Origin of the sequence: Acrocarpospora corrugata (assembly GCF_009687845.1) — a bacterium.
In the GTDB taxonomy this organism is placed as follows: Bacteria; Actinomycetota; Actinomycetes; order Streptosporangiales; family Streptosporangiaceae; genus Acrocarpospora; species Acrocarpospora corrugata.
The window spans coordinates 68,186-82,199 of sequence record NZ_BLAD01000074.1 but is presented as its reverse complement, the minus strand read 5'-3'; the positions used below and the strand labels follow the sequence as shown (position 1 = coordinate 82,199).

At 72.0% G+C, this 14,014-nt stretch carries 15 protein-coding genes; 3 read left to right on the top strand and 12 right to left on the bottom strand.

The features are described from left to right. On the top strand, positions 1–233 hold a 233-nt coding region (locus Acor_RS42395), incomplete at its 5' end, for a hypothetical protein (RefSeq protein ID WP_170317131.1). Between the two features lie 78 nt (positions 234–311). On the opposite strand, the gene Acor_RS29730 is transcribed toward Acor_RS42395, so the two are convergent. The 5 genes from Acor_RS29730 to Acor_RS29710 form a co-directional block, all read right to left on the bottom strand. Further along, on the bottom strand, positions 312–1,127 hold the full coding sequence (locus tag Acor_RS29730; protein WP_155340067.1) for a maleylpyruvate isomerase family mycothiol-dependent enzyme: 816 nt from the start codon (positions 1,125–1,127) through the stop codon (positions 312–314). Between the two features lie 105 nt (positions 1,128–1,232). Next, positions 1,233–3,221: an MDR family MFS transporter gene (locus Acor_RS29725; protein WP_155340066.1), complete on the bottom strand. Its 1,989-nt coding sequence runs from the start codon at positions 3,219–3,221 to the stop codon at positions 1,233–1,235. Positions 3,222–3,224: 3 nt separating this feature from the next. Then, positions 3,225–3,395 carry a hypothetical protein gene (locus Acor_RS29720; protein WP_155340065.1) on the bottom strand — a complete coding sequence of 57 codons (171 nt, stop codon included), beginning with the start codon at positions 3,393–3,395 and terminating at the stop codon, positions 3,225–3,227. 76 nt (positions 3,396–3,471) lie between these two features. Further along, positions 3,472–4,416: a Ppx/GppA family phosphatase gene (locus tag Acor_RS29715; protein WP_155340064.1), complete on the bottom strand. Its 945-nt coding sequence runs from the start codon at positions 4,414–4,416 to the stop codon at positions 3,472–3,474. A 69-nt stretch (positions 4,417–4,485) separates the two neighbouring features. After that, positions 4,486–5,034, bottom strand: a complete 549-nt coding sequence (locus Acor_RS29710) for a CGNR zinc finger domain-containing protein (protein WP_155340063.1) — start codon at positions 5,032–5,034, stop codon at positions 4,486–4,488. Between the two features lie 74 nt (positions 5,035–5,108). Here Acor_RS29710 and Acor_RS29705 point away from each other — a divergent pair, with 74 nt between their 5' ends. Further along, a complete protein-coding gene (locus Acor_RS29705; RefSeq protein WP_155340062.1) occupies positions 5,109–5,864 on the top strand; it encodes a class I SAM-dependent methyltransferase in 756 nt (251 codons plus the stop codon). Here the strand turns inward: Acor_RS29705 and Acor_RS29700 are convergent. Genes Acor_RS29700 through Acor_RS29670 form a run of 7 tightly spaced genes read right to left on the bottom strand, consistent with a single transcriptional unit; the run spans position 5,861 to position 12,280 of the window. Beyond that, positions 5,861–7,009, bottom strand: a complete 1,149-nt coding sequence (locus tag Acor_RS29700; protein WP_155340061.1) for a 4-hydroxybenzoate 3-monooxygenase — start codon at positions 7,007–7,009, stop codon at positions 5,861–5,863. The genes Acor_RS29705 and Acor_RS29700 overlap by 4 nt on opposite strands. Continuing rightward, entirely contained in the window at positions 7,009–8,076 is a 1,068-nt protein-coding gene (gene pcaDC, locus Acor_RS29695) for a bifunctional 3-oxoadipate enol-lactonase/4-carboxymuconolactone decarboxylase PcaDC (protein WP_155340060.1), read from the bottom strand. Before pcaDC ends, Acor_RS29700 begins: the two co-directional genes overlap by 1 nt. After that, positions 8,069–9,412, bottom strand: coding sequence for a 3-carboxy-cis,cis-muconate cycloisomerase (pcaB, locus tag Acor_RS29690; protein WP_155340059.1), 1,344 nt, complete (start codon positions 9,410–9,412; stop codon positions 8,069–8,071). The genes pcaDC and pcaB overlap by 8 nt, the downstream gene beginning before the upstream one ends. Continuing rightward, entirely contained in the window at positions 9,399–9,962 is a 564-nt protein-coding gene (pcaG, locus tag Acor_RS29685; RefSeq protein ID WP_218034556.1) for a protocatechuate 3,4-dioxygenase subunit alpha, read from the bottom strand. Before pcaG ends, pcaB begins: the two co-directional genes overlap by 14 nt. Further along, positions 9,959–10,720 carry a protocatechuate 3,4-dioxygenase subunit beta gene (pcaH, locus tag Acor_RS29680; protein ID WP_155340058.1) on the bottom strand — a complete coding sequence of 254 codons (762 nt, stop codon included), beginning with the start codon at positions 10,718–10,720 and terminating at the stop codon, positions 9,959–9,961. Before pcaH ends, pcaG begins: the two co-directional genes overlap by 4 nt. Before the next feature lies 1 nt (position 10,721). Continuing rightward, a complete protein-coding gene (locus tag Acor_RS29675) occupies positions 10,722–11,450 on the bottom strand; it encodes a CoA-transferase subunit beta (protein WP_155340080.1) in 729 nt (242 codons plus the stop codon). Positions 11,451–11,470: 20 nt separating this feature from the next. After that, positions 11,471–12,280, bottom strand: a complete 810-nt coding sequence (locus Acor_RS29670) for a CoA transferase subunit A (RefSeq protein WP_155340057.1) — start codon at positions 12,278–12,280, stop codon at positions 11,471–11,473. Positions 12,281–12,375: 95 nt separating this feature from the next. Here Acor_RS29670 and Acor_RS45945 point away from each other — a divergent pair, with 95 nt between their 5' ends. Then, positions 12,376–13,947, top strand: a complete 1,572-nt coding sequence (locus Acor_RS45945) for an IclR family transcriptional regulator domain-containing protein (RefSeq protein ID WP_218034555.1) — start codon at positions 12,376–12,378, stop codon at positions 13,945–13,947. Positions 13,948–14,014: the final 67 nt, after the last annotated feature.

Below are 14,014 nucleotides of genomic sequence, written 5' to 3'. Positions count from 1 at the left end.
TGGAGCACGACCCGTCGGACGACGACATCGTGAAGAACTGGCTCCCGGAAGAGCCCTGGACCCCCACGACTACGCAGGACGACTGGACCTGGACGGTGCGCGTCAAGGAGGACGACGTGGACACGGAACTGGGGGGCGAGGAGATTTACCTGCAAATCGCTCTTCGCAACATGACGACGTCGTCTCCGCCCATCCTGGGGCGGTCCAGGCTCATCCAGGTCAGCCCTGGTTAAGGGACACCCGACCTGCCGGCTGACACACTGTGACCTGCCAGGCTTCACGCCGGCAGGTCACAGAGCCGCAGGGCAGCGCTAGATGCGGAAGAACAGGTTCAGGAAGCGGTTGGCCAGGTCGACGTCGCCGCGGACCGTGCCGAAGTTGCCGCGGCCGAAGGTGGTCAGGACCATGCTGGCCGCGTCGAACTCGATCACGGCGGGGAGGCCGGTGATGTCGCCGGGGGCGTAGGCCATGCCCTCGGCGCCGATGTCGATCCGGAAGTCGCCGCCGTTGCGGCCGCCGATGCGCAGGCCCACCGAGAACGGGGTCAGGTCGGCGTCGGCCTTGATGGTGTACTGCCAGAGCACCAGCATGAACGGCACCAGCAGGTCGGCGGCGTCGCCGGACATGGCGTGGTTGCGGCCGGTGCCCTCGCGGATGTCCCAGGAGTGCACGCCGAAGTCCATCAGCTGGCCGGCGGCGTAGAAGTAGGCGGGCACGGGGCCCATGTAGGGGTGCACGACCAGGAAGCCGGTCCAGTCCTCGGGGCTGAGGGCGGTGAGGATGCCCTGCATCTTCTCGAAGTCGGCGCGGGCCCGGTCGAGGAGTTCCTTCTGGGTGGTGTTCCGGAACGAGATGGCCTGCTCGTTGACCCGGGCGCCCATCGCGGGCAACCCGTACGGATCGTCGGGCCGGGCCCCCGCGCGGGCCACGTCGAAAGCGGCGAAGTAGCCCTCGGTGGTGTCGACGATGTGCGCGACCACGTCGCGGACGTGCCAGCCCGCGCAGGCGGTGGGGGCCTCCCAGGCGTCCTCGGGTTCCGCGAGGGCGAAGAATCGCCCGGCCTCCTCGCGGACGACCCGCAGGATGGTGTCCTTGCCTTCGACGCTGGTGGCGTCCCATTCGCTCATGTCAGGTTCTCCTCGCCTGGGGGGCGGCGGCACGGCCTCGCGGGGAGAGCAGCCTCCCCGTTGAGGCCATTGAAGATTCAATCAAACCGGCGGGGATGGCGGCGGTCAACCCCCGGCGCGGGGCGCGTCGTAGTCGCAGCCGACGGTCTCGGTGGCCAGCCGGGTGAGCAGGTCGGTGAGCTCGGGGTTGGCGTCCGGATCCCAGCCGTCCAGGTGCCGCGCGAGCGCCGCCCGGCGCACGCGGATCAGCCGCTGCGCGGCCTGCAGGCCGGTGCCGGTGATCACCAGCTGGGACGCGGCGTGCTCGACCAGGCCGTCGTCGACCAGCGGCTGCACGTACGGGAGGCCCTGCTCGACGGTGACCCCGGCGCGTTCGGCCAGGACCGCGCGGTCGACGCTGCCCTCGCGGGCGACCCGGCAGAGCGTCCAGGTGGTCCCGGCGGAGAAGGCGTAGCCGGCCCGGTGGGCCAGGTCGGTGTAGAGGGAGACGGCGGTGGAGTCCCGGCGGATCAGGCGGCTGAGGGCGCGCTCGATCTCGGCCTGGGAGGATTCGCCGCGTGGCCTGCCGTACCCGTCGCCGAGGTCGCCTGCGGCGGCGCCGATGGTGGAGCGGAGCGGGATCTGGCGCAGCAGCAGGGCGAGGGCGAAGCCGAGCAGGGTGATGGGGACCGCGTACAGGAAGATGGCGGTGACCGACTCGGAGTAGGCGTGGATGATCCGGGCGGCGGCCATCGGGGGCAGCGAGGTGAGGTAGTGCGGGTCGCCCTGGATCAGGTTGGGGTCGAAGCCCGGCGGGAGGTCCTGGCCGCGCAGCGCGCCGGTGATGTTCCCGGCCAGCCGGCTGGCGAAGACGGAGCCGAAGACGGAGACGCCGAAGGAGCCGCCGATGGAGCGGAAGAAGGTGACCGAGGAGGTGGCCACCCCGAGGTCCGGGTAGTCGACCACGTTCTGCACGGCGATCACCAGCACCTGCATGACCATGCCGAGGCCGGTGCCGAGCACGAAGAAGTAGAGGCCGCACAGGGTCAGCGAGGTGCGCTCGTCCACCGACTGCAGGAGCAGCATGGCGATGGTGGTCAGGCCCATGCCGAGGATGGGGAAGACCCGGTAGTGGCCGGTCCTGCTGATCAGCTGGCCGGAGCCGATGGACATGCCGAGCAGGCCGACCATCAGCGGCAGCAGGTAGAGGCCCGAGGTGGTGGCCGAGACGCCGTGCACGACCTGCAGGAACAGCGGCAGGTAGACCAGCGACCCCATCATGGCGAAGCCGACGATGAAGCCGAGCCCGGCGCTGACCGAGAAGATGTTGATCCGGAACAGCCGCAGCGGCAGCAACGGCTCCGCGGCCTGCCGTTCGATCAGCACGAACAGGACGAGCAGCGCGATCGAGATGATGCCCAGGCCGAGGATCTCCGGAGCGTTCCAGGCGTATTCCGTGCCGCCCCAGGTGGTGATCAGCACGACGCAGGTGACCGCGGCGGAGAGCGTGGCCGCGCCCAGGTAGTCGATGACGTGCCGGGTGCGCTGGGGGCGGCCGGGCAGCGTGGCGGCGACCACCAACAGGGCGGCGGCCCCGATGGGCAGGTTGACGTAGAAGACCCAGCGCCAGCTGAGCTGGTCCACGAACAGGCCGCCGATGAGCGGGCCGACCACGCTGGCGAAGGCGAAGACGCCGCCGAACAGGCCCTGGTAGCGGCCCCGGTCGCGGGGGGCGACCACGTCGCCGACGATGGCCATGGCGAGCACGATGAGGCCGCCGCCGCCCAGGCCCTGGAGCGCCCTGAAGAAGATCAGCTGTTGCAGGTTCTGGGCCAGGCCGCAGAGCGCCGACCCGATCAGGAAGATCACGATGGCGGCCTGGAAGAGGCCCTTACGGCCGTACTGGTCGCCGAGTTTGCCCCACAGCGGGGCGGAGACGGTGGCGGCGAGCAGGTAGGCGGTGACCACCCAGGACAGGTGGTTCAGGCCGCCGAACTCGCTGACGATGGTCGGCAGCGCGGTGGAGACGATGGTCTGGTCGAGGGCGGCCAGCAGGAGGGTGAGCATGAGCGCGCCGATGATCACCCAGAGGTCACGCTCCGCCTTTCCACCCATAGATCACAATGTCCCCACACCGCCCTGTTTCATACTTGATGTCGACTTAAGGGCGATAAACGCGGCGAAGATCGCCAAACCCGTCAGCACCAAGATCGAGATCAGCAGTAACGCGAGCATCACCAGCGCGACGACCACCCCCAGTGACATCAGCGTGCCTGCGAGCTCGGCCATGCGACCCCTCCAATGATCTAGGTCATAGGAGCGCTTGCCCGCTATGTGTAGATAAATGCCTTACCTGGAGGTCAGGTCACAGCCTTACGCCCGATCCGTTGGGGAGCACGTCGAGGCGGCGCAGGATGACGCCCTCGCGCAGGGCCCAGGGGCAGAGCTCCAAGGCGGGCAGCTCGAACAGGTCCATGGTGGCGTCGGCGACCAGGGCGCCCGCCAGGAGCTGGGGGGCGCGGCCGATGGAGACGCCGGGCAGGGTGTTGCGCTGGGCGGCGCTCATCTCGGCCAGCCGGGTGGTCCAGGTGGTGACGGCCTCGTGGGTGAGGGTGCGCTTGGCGTACGCGCCTTCGCTGGAGGGGGCGGCGCCGGCGATTCTGGCCAGCTGGCGGAAGGTCTTGGAGGTGGCGACGGTGTGGTCGGGGCGGCCGTACCTGACGACGCCGCCGACGGTTCGGCCGATCTCGGCGCGGATGTGGCGGCGCAGCGCGCGCACCTCGTCGGCGGGGGGCGGGTCGGCGGTGAACCAGTCGCGGGTCAGCCGGCCCGCGCCGAGCGGCAGCGAGATGCCGGTGTCGGGCTGCTCGTCGATGCCGGAGGCGATCTCCAGCGAGCCGCCGCCGATGTCGATGACCAGCAGCCGCCCGGACGACCAGCCGAACCAGCGGCGGACCGCGAGGAAGGTCAGGCGGGCCTCGTCGGCCCCGGACAGCACCTGGATGTCCACCCGGGTGTCGTCCTTGATCCGCCCGAGCACCTCCTCGCCGTTGACGGCGTCCCTGACGGCCGAGGTGGCGAAGGCGACGAGGTCCTCGACGCCCTTGTCCTCGGCGATCCGCATCGCCTCCCGGACGAACCCGTGCAGTTGCTCGGCCCCCTGTTCGGACAGCCGGTCGCCGTCGAGATGCTCGGCGAGCCGCAGCTCGACCTTGTGGGAGTACGCGGGCAGCGGCCGGGCTCCCTGGTGCGCATCCATCACCAGCAGGTGCACCGTGTTGGATCCGACGTCGAGGACACCAAGTCGCATGAGTGCGACGCTACCGCCTGCGCATAACCGTTCATCCCTCCGTTATCGCTCCTTGATGCGGGCGCGATCTCACGTTCGAGCCCGGAAGGCCGCGGTTTTCACCCGGTTCTGGCAGGCGGTGGAGCAGAATCGCCGGGTTCCATTTCTGGACACATCCACATATACGCGGTCACACCGGTCGGCCGTGCAGACACCCAGGCGGTCGTGCAGGTCGCTGCCCAGCACGATGGCCAGGCCAGTCGCGCAGGAGGCGGCGTAGTCGGCGCCGAACGTGCCGTCGGCGCCGTGGAAGTGCACGTGCCACGGTTCGCCGTCGTGGCGGGACAGGTGCGGCCTGGCCCGGGTGTCGGTGAGCAGCCGGTTGAGCGTCCCGGCGGCGTGATCGAGATCACCTTTGGCCACCGCCTCGAAGACCGCCCGCAGGTCGAGCGCGTAGCCCGCGAGCTCCGCCGCCTCGGCGTCGGTGATCTCCCGCCGCAGCGGCACGGCCTCGGCGACGGCCGTGCGCCGATCCGCCGGGATCTGGTACGGCCTGCCGCGCCGTTCGCCGGGCGTGAGGGCGTTCACCACGGCCACGGCGTGGGCCACGATCATGTCCGAGTGACTGTTGAAGTTCACTTGACCAGTTACATCCTCTGTGCCTAAATTTGTGACTGTCCAAATGATAGACGACAGTGACAAGAGGTGCCGCGATGCTGACCCACGCTCACGCCCACGCCTGGATCGAACGCTGGGACCGCCAGCAGGAGGGCTACCTGCCCGACCGGGAGGAGCGTTTCACCGCCCTCATCGACGCGGTCGCCGCCGGGCGTCCCGACCCGATCGTGATCGACCTCGGCTGCGGCCCCGGCTCGCTGAGCGCCCGCCTGCTGGACCGCCTCCCGGACGCGACGGTGATCGCCGTCGACACCGACCCGCTCCTGCTGGCCCTGGGCCGGGCCGAGTACGCGGACCTGCCCGGCCTGCGCTTCGTGGACCGGGACCTGCGCGTCCCCGGCTGGACGGAGGCGCTCGAACTGCCCCGGCCCGCCGACGTGGCCGTCAGCACGACCGCCCTGCACTGGCTCCCGGAACCCCGGCTCAAGAACGTCTACGCGGAACTCGCCGGGGTGCTCCGGCCCGGCGGCATGTTCCTGAACGGGGACCATCTCGCCGTGTCCGACACCTCGCCCCGGCTGAACGACCTCGAACTGGCTCTCGCGGCCGGCGCCACCGAACGGCTGTTCGCCGGGAGCCCGCCGGAGGACTGGGCCTCCTGGTGGGCGGCCGTGGCCGCGGATCCGATCCTGGGGGCCATCGACCGCCGGCAGGACTCCGTCGGCCACCACGGCTCGGAGTCCGGCCTGCTGTCGGCCCACGTCGGGGCGCTGCGCGCGGCCGGCTTCACCGAGATCGGCACGCTGTGGCAGCGCGGCAACGACCGCCTGCTCTGCGCCCTGCTTCCTTAACGCAGTCCCGCGTAGTTCTCCGCCAGTTCCGCGGCGGCGTGCCGGGAGTCGGCGATGCGGTGCAGCTGGGAGAGCTGCAGGCGGGCGTCGAACGCGGTCTGGCCGGGCGCGCGGTGGAGCAGCGTCGTCATGAAATAGGAGAAGTGCTCGGCCCGCCAGACCCGGCGCAGGCAGGTGTCGGAGTAGGCGTCGAGCAGGTCGGCGGAGCCGGTGGCGTACCAGCGTTCCAGGGCCCTGGCCAGGATGACGACGTCGGAGATGGCCAGGTTGAGGCCCTTGGCGCCGGTGGGGGGCACGATGTGGGCGGCGTCGCCGGCCAGGAAGATGCGGTCGTGGCGCATGGGTTCGGTGACGAAGCTGCGCATGGGGGTGACCGACTTCTGGGTGATCGGGCCGCGCATCAGCTTCCAGTCGGCGTCCACGGCGAAGCGCGCGTCCAGTTCGTCCCAGATGCGGTCGTCGGGCCAGTCGTCGGGGTCGGTGTCGTTCGGGACCTGGAGGTAGAGGCGGCTGACCGTGGGGGAACGCATGCTGTGCAGGGCGAAGCCGCGTTCGGAGTGGGCGTAGATGAGCTCGGCGCAGGACGGCGGGACGTCGGCGAGGATGCCCAGCCAGGAGTAGGGGTAGTCCCGTTCGTACGTCCTGGCGTCCGGGATCGCGGCCCGGGAGATGCCGTGGAAGCCGTCGCAGCCGACCACGAAGTCACAGCTCAGCTTCTCCTCGACGCCGTCCCGGAGGAAGGTGACCATGTCCTGTTCGATGGCGACGGCCTGCGCCTCGAAGATCAGCGGGCCGCCCTCGCGGAGCTGGAGCGCGACCAGGTCCTTGACGATCTCGGTCTGCGCGTAGATCGTCACGCTCCGCCCGCCGGTCAGGTCAGGGAAGTCGAGGTGGTGGCTGCGCCGGTCGAAGCGGAGCTCGATGCCGTGGTGGAGCAGGCCCTCCCGGTCCAGGCGATCGGCGGCCCCGCAGGCGCGCAGGGCGTCGACCGTGCCCTGTTCCAGCATGCCGGCGCGCTGCCGGTGCTCGACGTAGGCGCGGTCCCGGTGTTCCAGGACGACCGAGTCGATTCCGGCTTTGTGCAGCATTCGGGCCAGCAGCAGCCCGGCCGGCCCGGCTCCGATGATGGCGACGGTGGCGAACATCAGGTCCTCCCAAGGGTGCGCTGCGCCACGGCGAAGGCGGCGTTGGCCGCGGGCACGCCGCAGTAGACGGCGGTCTGCAGCAGGACTTCCTTGATCTCGTCCGGGGTGAGGCCGTTGCGGAGGGCGGCGCGCACGTGCATGGCCAGCTCCTCCAGGTGGCCGCCCGCGACGAGGGCGGTGAGCGTGATACAGCTGCGGGTACGGCGGTCCAGGCCGGGGCGGGTCCATATCTCGCCCCAGGCGTAGCGGGTGATGAAGTCCTGGAAGTCGGCGGTGAAGGCGGTGGTGTTCGCGATGGCGCGGTCGACGTGTTCGTCGCCGAGGACTGCCCGCCGTACGGTCATGCCGTCGGGTGCGGGCAGGTGGCCGCGCAGGGCGGCCAGCACGGGTCCGGGGCGTTCGAGGTTGGCCAGGTGGGCGGCGCGGGCGATCTCGGTGAGGGCGGCGCCGGGGATGCCGTCGGCGAGTTCGCGGGCGGCGGCGGGCGGGGTGACGGGGTCGTCGCGGCCGGCGATGATCAGGGTGGGGGCGGTGATCCTGGGCAGGTCGGCGCGCAGGTCGTAGCCGGCCAGGGCATCGCAGCAGGCCGCGTAGCCTTCGGGGTCGGCGGCGGCGAGGTCGGCGGCCATCCGTCGGGCCTCGGGCGTCCGCGCTCCCTCGGCGGTGAACCACCGGCCGAGAGCGGCCGCCACGAGCGGGGCCGTGCCTTCGGCGCGGACGAGGGCGGCGCGTTCCCGCCAGGCTTCCGGTTCGCCGAAGCGGGCCGCGGAGCACAGCATGGCGAGCGATTCGATCCGGTCCGGATGGTGTACGGCCAGCCAGGCCCCGATCGCGCCGCCGAGGGAGATCCCGGCGTAGTGGAAACGCTCTGCGCCGAGGGAGTCGGCCAGGGCGAGCACGCGCCCGGCGAGTCCGGCCATCGACGAAACCGGCGTGGCTTCGGAATCGCCGTGGCCGGGCAGGTCGAAGCGGATGACCCTGAAGTGGCGTCCCAGCTCGGCGGCCTGCGGGTCCCAGACCGCCTGCGAGGTGCCGAGCGAAGGCCCGAGGATGCAGACGTCACTCATCGCGCCCCCTGCGGGTGAGGGCCAGGTCGGTCAGCGCCGGGGCGGCCCCCAGGTAGGTGGCAGGGTCGCAGAGTTCGTCCAGGTCGGTGAAGTCGAGGTCGCCGGGCGAGGTCTCCCTGACGAGGGCCTGGCGGAGGGTGATCCCTTCGGCGACGACCCGGCGGGAAGCGCGTTCCAGCAGGTCGCGGGCCTCCAGGCGGCCGAGGGCCGGGGTCAGTGCGGCGCTGACGCGTTCGGCGGCGATCAGTCCCCGGGTGAGGTCCAGGTTGGCGCGCATCCGGTCCGGGTCGACGCGCAGTCCTTCGGCGAGGGCGGCGGCGTGGGCGGCCGAGCCGCCGGCGTGGCGGAGCAGGTCCCGCAGCGGCGACCATTCGGCGTGCCAGGCCCCGGCGGGGCGTTCGTCCTCGGCGGCGAGCGAGCCGTACAGGATCGCCGCGAGTGAGGGCGTGGTGCGGGCGGCGGCGGCGATCAGGGTGGCGGCGACGGGGTTGCTCTTGTGCGGCAGCGCGGAGGAGCCGCCGCCGGCGCCTTCTGCGACTTCGGCGATCTCGGTGCGGGACAGGACCAGCACGTCGGCCGCCGGCTTGCCGAGCGCGCCGGTCACGAAGGCCAGCGCGGCGCCGAGGTCCACGATCGGGGTTCGCAGGGTGTGCCAGGGCAGAAGGGGCTCGGCCAGGCCGAGTTCCCCGGCGAAGCCGGCGAGCAGCCGCCGGTGGTCGACCCGGGGGACGAACGCCTCGAAGGCGGCCATCGTCCCGGCGGCCCCGCCGAGCTGGACCGGGAGGACCACCGCGTGCAGCCGGTCGCGGGCGTCCAGCACCAGATCCCGCCAGCCCGCGGCTTTCAGCCCGAACGTGGTCGGCACGGCGTGCTGGGTCAGCGTGCGCCCGGCCATGGGCGTGTCCCGATGTTCCGCCGCGAGCCGGGCCAGCGCTTCGGTCACCCGATCGAGGTCGGCGAGGATCACTTCGCGGGTGCGCTTGGCCATGAGCATGAACGCCGTGTCCATGATGTCCTGGCTCGTGGCCCCCAGATGCGCGTCGGGCGCCCGTTGCGTCAGGGCTTTGACCAGGGGGATTACCGGATTCCCGCCGGATCTCGCCAGCAGCGCCAGGGTTCGCGCGCCCTCCCGGGCCAGCGCGTCCGCGGCTGCCGCGATGTCCTTCACCGCGCCGTCCTGGATCAGCCCCTCGGCCGCCTGGGCGCGGGCCAGGGCCAGCTCCGCGTCCAGCAGGGCGCGCAGGAAGGCGAGGTCGCCGGTGGCGGCCTCCGCCGGGCTGCCCGCCCAGATCGGGGCGAGCAGCCCGGCGTCCGGCGAAAAATCATCGGAATTCAAGAAAGACGGTCTCCCGCTCCCCTTGCAGGTGGATGTCCAGCCGATGCGTGCCGCCAGGCCCGGCCGTCGCCACCAGTGTGGCGCGGCGGTCCGGCTCCAGCGACGCCAGCAGCGGATCGGACGCGCTGTCCTCAAAATAGATCCGGGTGTACAGATGGTGCAGCAATCCGCGCGCGAACACGCACACCGAAATGTACGGAACCCGCCCCGGCCCGGTCGCCCCCGGCCGGAACGTGCGCACCGCCCACTGGCCGTCGGCGTCGGTCGCCACCCGCGCGAACCCGGTGAACCGCACGAGATCCCGCCCGGCGAACGACCGGTTCACCTGGTCCTTCCGCATCGAGCCCGGCTCCCCGTCCAGGCCGCCGCCCGGATCGGCCTGCCAGAACTCCAGCAGCGCGTCCGGCACCGGCTCCCCGGCCCCGTCGTACACGAACCCGTGCACGACCACCGCGTCAGGATGCCCGGCCGGAGCGAGCTCTCCCCCGCCCGGGTACGGCAACGCGTACCCGTAGAAGGGCCCCACCGTCTGCGAAGGCGTCGGCTTCACCGGCCTTCCTCCATCCAGGTCGCCGACGGGCCGTCCAGCACGATGTCCCAGCGATACCCCAGCGACCACTCCGGGCTGGACAGGTCGTGATCATACGCGGCGATCATGCGCTGCCGGGCGGACTCGCTGGGCACCGAGTTGAAAATCGGGTCGTACCGGAACAGCGGATCGTTGGGGAAGTACATCTGGGTGACCAGTCGCTGGGCGAAGGCCGTGCCGAATACAGAGAAGTGAATGTGCGCGGGACGCCATGCGTTGACGTGGTTACGCCACGGGTAGGCGCCCGGCTTGATGGTGGTGAAGTGGTAGCGGCCCTCGTCGTCGGTGAGGCAGCGGCCGGTGCCGGTGAAGTTGGGGTCCAGCGGGGCGGGGTGCTGGTCGCGGTCGTGGGCGTACCGGCCGGAGGCGTTGGCCTGCCAGACCTCCACCAGCTGGCCGCGGACCGGCCGGCCGGACCGGTCGAGCACCCGGCCGCTGACGGTGATCCGCTCGCCGAGCGGCTCGCCCGGATGGTGCCGGGTGAGGTCGCGGTCGAGTTCGGTCACGTCGGTGACGCCGAAGACGGGGCCGCGCAGCTCGGTGTCGGCCTCCTCGGTGAGGATCAGCGGGAGGCGCGGGTGGCGGAGCACGCTGCTGCGGTAGGGCGGGTAGTCGCGCGAGACGTGTTCGGGCTCCGGCTCACCCCCGGCCACCGCCTTCGCCGCGGCGGTGGCGATATCGGCGATCTCGCGGTCGATATCGCCCTGGCTGTCAGGCATGTCACGCTCCTCGGTCGGATAGTTCACGGAGTGCGGCGAGTTCTTCCGCGGTCGGCGGCTCGGTCTCGCCGACGTCGGGGGCGGTGCGGAGTTTCCAGCCGGTGGCCTCGGCCGCCTGCTCCGCCGACACCCCCGGATGCAGTTCGGTCAGCACCAGCTCGGCCGTCTCCGGGTCGGGCCGGAGCACGCCCAGGTCGGTGATGACCGCGACCGGGCCCGCGCCCGGCAGGCCGAGCCTGGCCCGGTCGCCCGGCCCGGAGCCGTGCCCGACGGTGGTGACGAAGTCGAGTCGCTCCACCAGGTTCCGCCGCGAGTGCCGCACCACCATCAGGACTTTCCCGCAGCCGGCCGCGATCTCGGGCGCTCCCCCTGCGCCGGGCAGCCGCCCCTCGGGACGGCCGGGGCCGCGGTCGATCACGGTGGTGTTGATGTTGGCGTACCGGTCGACCTGGGCGGCGCCGAGGAAGCCGACGTCGATACGCCCGGCCTGCAGCCAGTAGTTGAAGATCTCCGGCACCGAGACGACCGCGTCGGCGGTGTCGGCCAGCTCGCCGTCGCCGATCGACAGCGGCAGCCGGGACGGCTTGGAGCCGAGCGTGCCCGACTCGTAGATCAGCACCAGGCCGGGCCGTACCGTCCTGCGGGCCAGGTTGGCGGCGGCGCTGGGCAGGCCGATGCCGACGAAGCAGGTGCGCGCCCCGGCCAGCGCGCGGGCGGCGTTGACGGTCATCAGCTCATCCGGCGTCCAGCTCACGCCGCCTCCAGCACATGCGCGCGCATCCAGGCCAGGAAGGTGTCCCGATCCCTGGAGATGGGATCCCAGGCTTGGTAGAAGTCGTTGTCGCGGACCGTGTAGCCCGCCGTGTACGACGGGTGCGCGCCGTTCGGCGCGACCGCCACCGCGTGCACCGACCAGGACGGCAGCACCACCGCGCCCGGCCGCGGATCGAGCGCGTCCACGATCTCCTCCACGGTCACCAGCACCCGCTCGGCGGCCAGCGCGGCCTCCTTCTGGATCCCGACCAGCCCCCACAGCTGCACGTTCCCGTCCCGGTCGGCCCGCTGCGCGTGGATCACGGTCACGTCGGGGTTGACCGCGGCCACGGCCGCCAGCTCCTCGCCGGTGAACGGGCACCGCACGGTCGAGATGGTCGGCGACCTGGTCGCCAGGTCGCTGCCGCGGTAGCCGCGCAGCACCGCGAACGGCAGCCGGGACGCCCCCGCCACGTAGCGGTTGGCCATCCCGGCGTGGCTGTGCTCGTCCAATTCGAGCGGGCGCGGCCAGCCGTTCTCGACCGCGTCGCGGAAACGGTGTAGCGAGCCGACGCCCGGGTTGCCGCCCCAGGAGAAGACCAGCTTGCGGGCCGCGCCCATGCCGATCAGCTGGTCGTAGATGACGTCCGGGGTCATCCGGACCAGCGTCAGGTCGGTGACGCCCTGCCGGATCACCTCGTGCGCGGCGGCGAACGGGATCAGATGGGTGAACCCCTCCATGGCCACGGTGTCCCCGGGCCGGACCAGGCTCGCCACCGCCTCCCGCAGGCTCAGGATCTCCGCCATTGGCCCCTCGAATCAGCTAGGCGTTGTTCGCCTGATGAACTAATGTTCAAAATCGATTGCCGACAGAGTCTGCCCCTGGGACAGGACGGATGTCAATGACACGGGACGCGACGGTGGGGCCGCTGGAGCGCGGTCTCGCCGTCCTGCGCGCCATGTCCGGGACGGAGGTCTCCCGGGCCAGCGAACTGACCCGCGAGACCGGGCTGGCCCGCTCCACCGTGGACCGGGTGCTGGCCACGCTGGTCCGCCTCGGCTACGTCCGCGAAGCCGATCGGTCGGTACGGCTCGCGCCGCCGCTGCTCGAACTCGGGAACGCGTACCTGGCGGGCAGCGGCCTCCCCGACGCGCTCGGCCCGCTGGCGGAACGCCTGGCCGGCGAGTTCGACGAGTCGGTGTCGGTGGCCGTGCCGGACGGGGACGGGGTGCGTTTCGTCACCCAGATCACCCGCCGCAGGACGATGTCGCCGGCGTTCCGGATCGGCGACCTGCTCCCGGCCGAACGCTGCGCCCCGGGGGCGCTGTTCGCGGCGGGCTGGACCGACGGGGACTGGGACCGCTGGCGGTCGGCCGAGGGCGGGACCGCGGTGCCCCGGACCCCGGAGGCCGAGCCGGACTTCCGCCGCAGGGCCGCCGGGAGCGCACGCGGCTGGGCCGAGGACGACCAGCTCATCGAACCAGGGCTGATCGCGGTCGCGGTGCCGGTGCGGGACGCCTCCGGCCGGGTGGTCTGCGCGGTGAGCGTGGTCAGCCACACCAGCAGGCACACGATCGGCTCGCTGGCCGGGCGCGTGCTGCCCCGGCTGCGCGCGGCGGTCCCGGTGCTGGCCGCCGAGGCGCGCGGCGCGCGGCGGCCGGGCGCGGCCGGGGTCGACCCGGCACGCGGGGTGAAGGAGGAGGCCGGGGCGGAGTTCCTGCAGTCGCTGGCGCGCGGGCTCGCGGTGCTGGCGCGGCTGGGCGACGAGCGCGGCGGGCTGACGCTGGCGGAGGCGGCCGAGGCCACGGGGCTGGCGCGGGCCACGGCGCGGCGGTCGCTGCTGACCCTGGCCGGGCTCGGCTACGTGGCGCAGGCCGGGCGGCGGTTCGCGGCGCTCCCCCGGGTGCTGGAGCTGGGGTACGCGCGGCTGTCGTCGATGGGGTTCGGGGAGGTCGTCCACCCGCATCTGGCCGGGTTGATGGAGCGGGTGCGGGAGTCGGTGTCGATGGCCGTGCTGGACGGCACCGAAATCCGATATATCGCCCGGGTTTCGGCTTATCGGATCATGAGTGTGGACATCACGGTGGGGAGCCGGCTGCCGGCGTACGCGACCTCGATGGGGCGGGTGCTGCTCGCCGGCCTCGGCCCCGAGCGGCGGGCCGGGGCGCTGGCCAGGACGCCTCCGCGCCCGCTCACCCGGCGGACTCGGATCGATCTGGACGCGGTGCTGGACGAGGTGGCGGAGGGTGGGTACGCGTTCGTGGACGAGGAGCTGGAGGAGGGGCTGCGCTCTCTCGCCGTGCCGGTCCGGGACTGCGCCGGGCGGGTGGTGGCGGCGGTCAACGTGGCCACGCACGCCGCCAGGGGGACGGCGGCGGAGACCCTCGCCGCGCTGCTGCCGGAGCTGACCGAGACGGCGCACCGGATCGAGGCGGACCTGCGGCTGATGCCTGATTTTAGAGACTTGCCCTAGAGAACGGCCCGCGCATGTTTCATCCACGCCGCGCCGAACACGGCCGGGCACGCGGCCGCCATCGCCG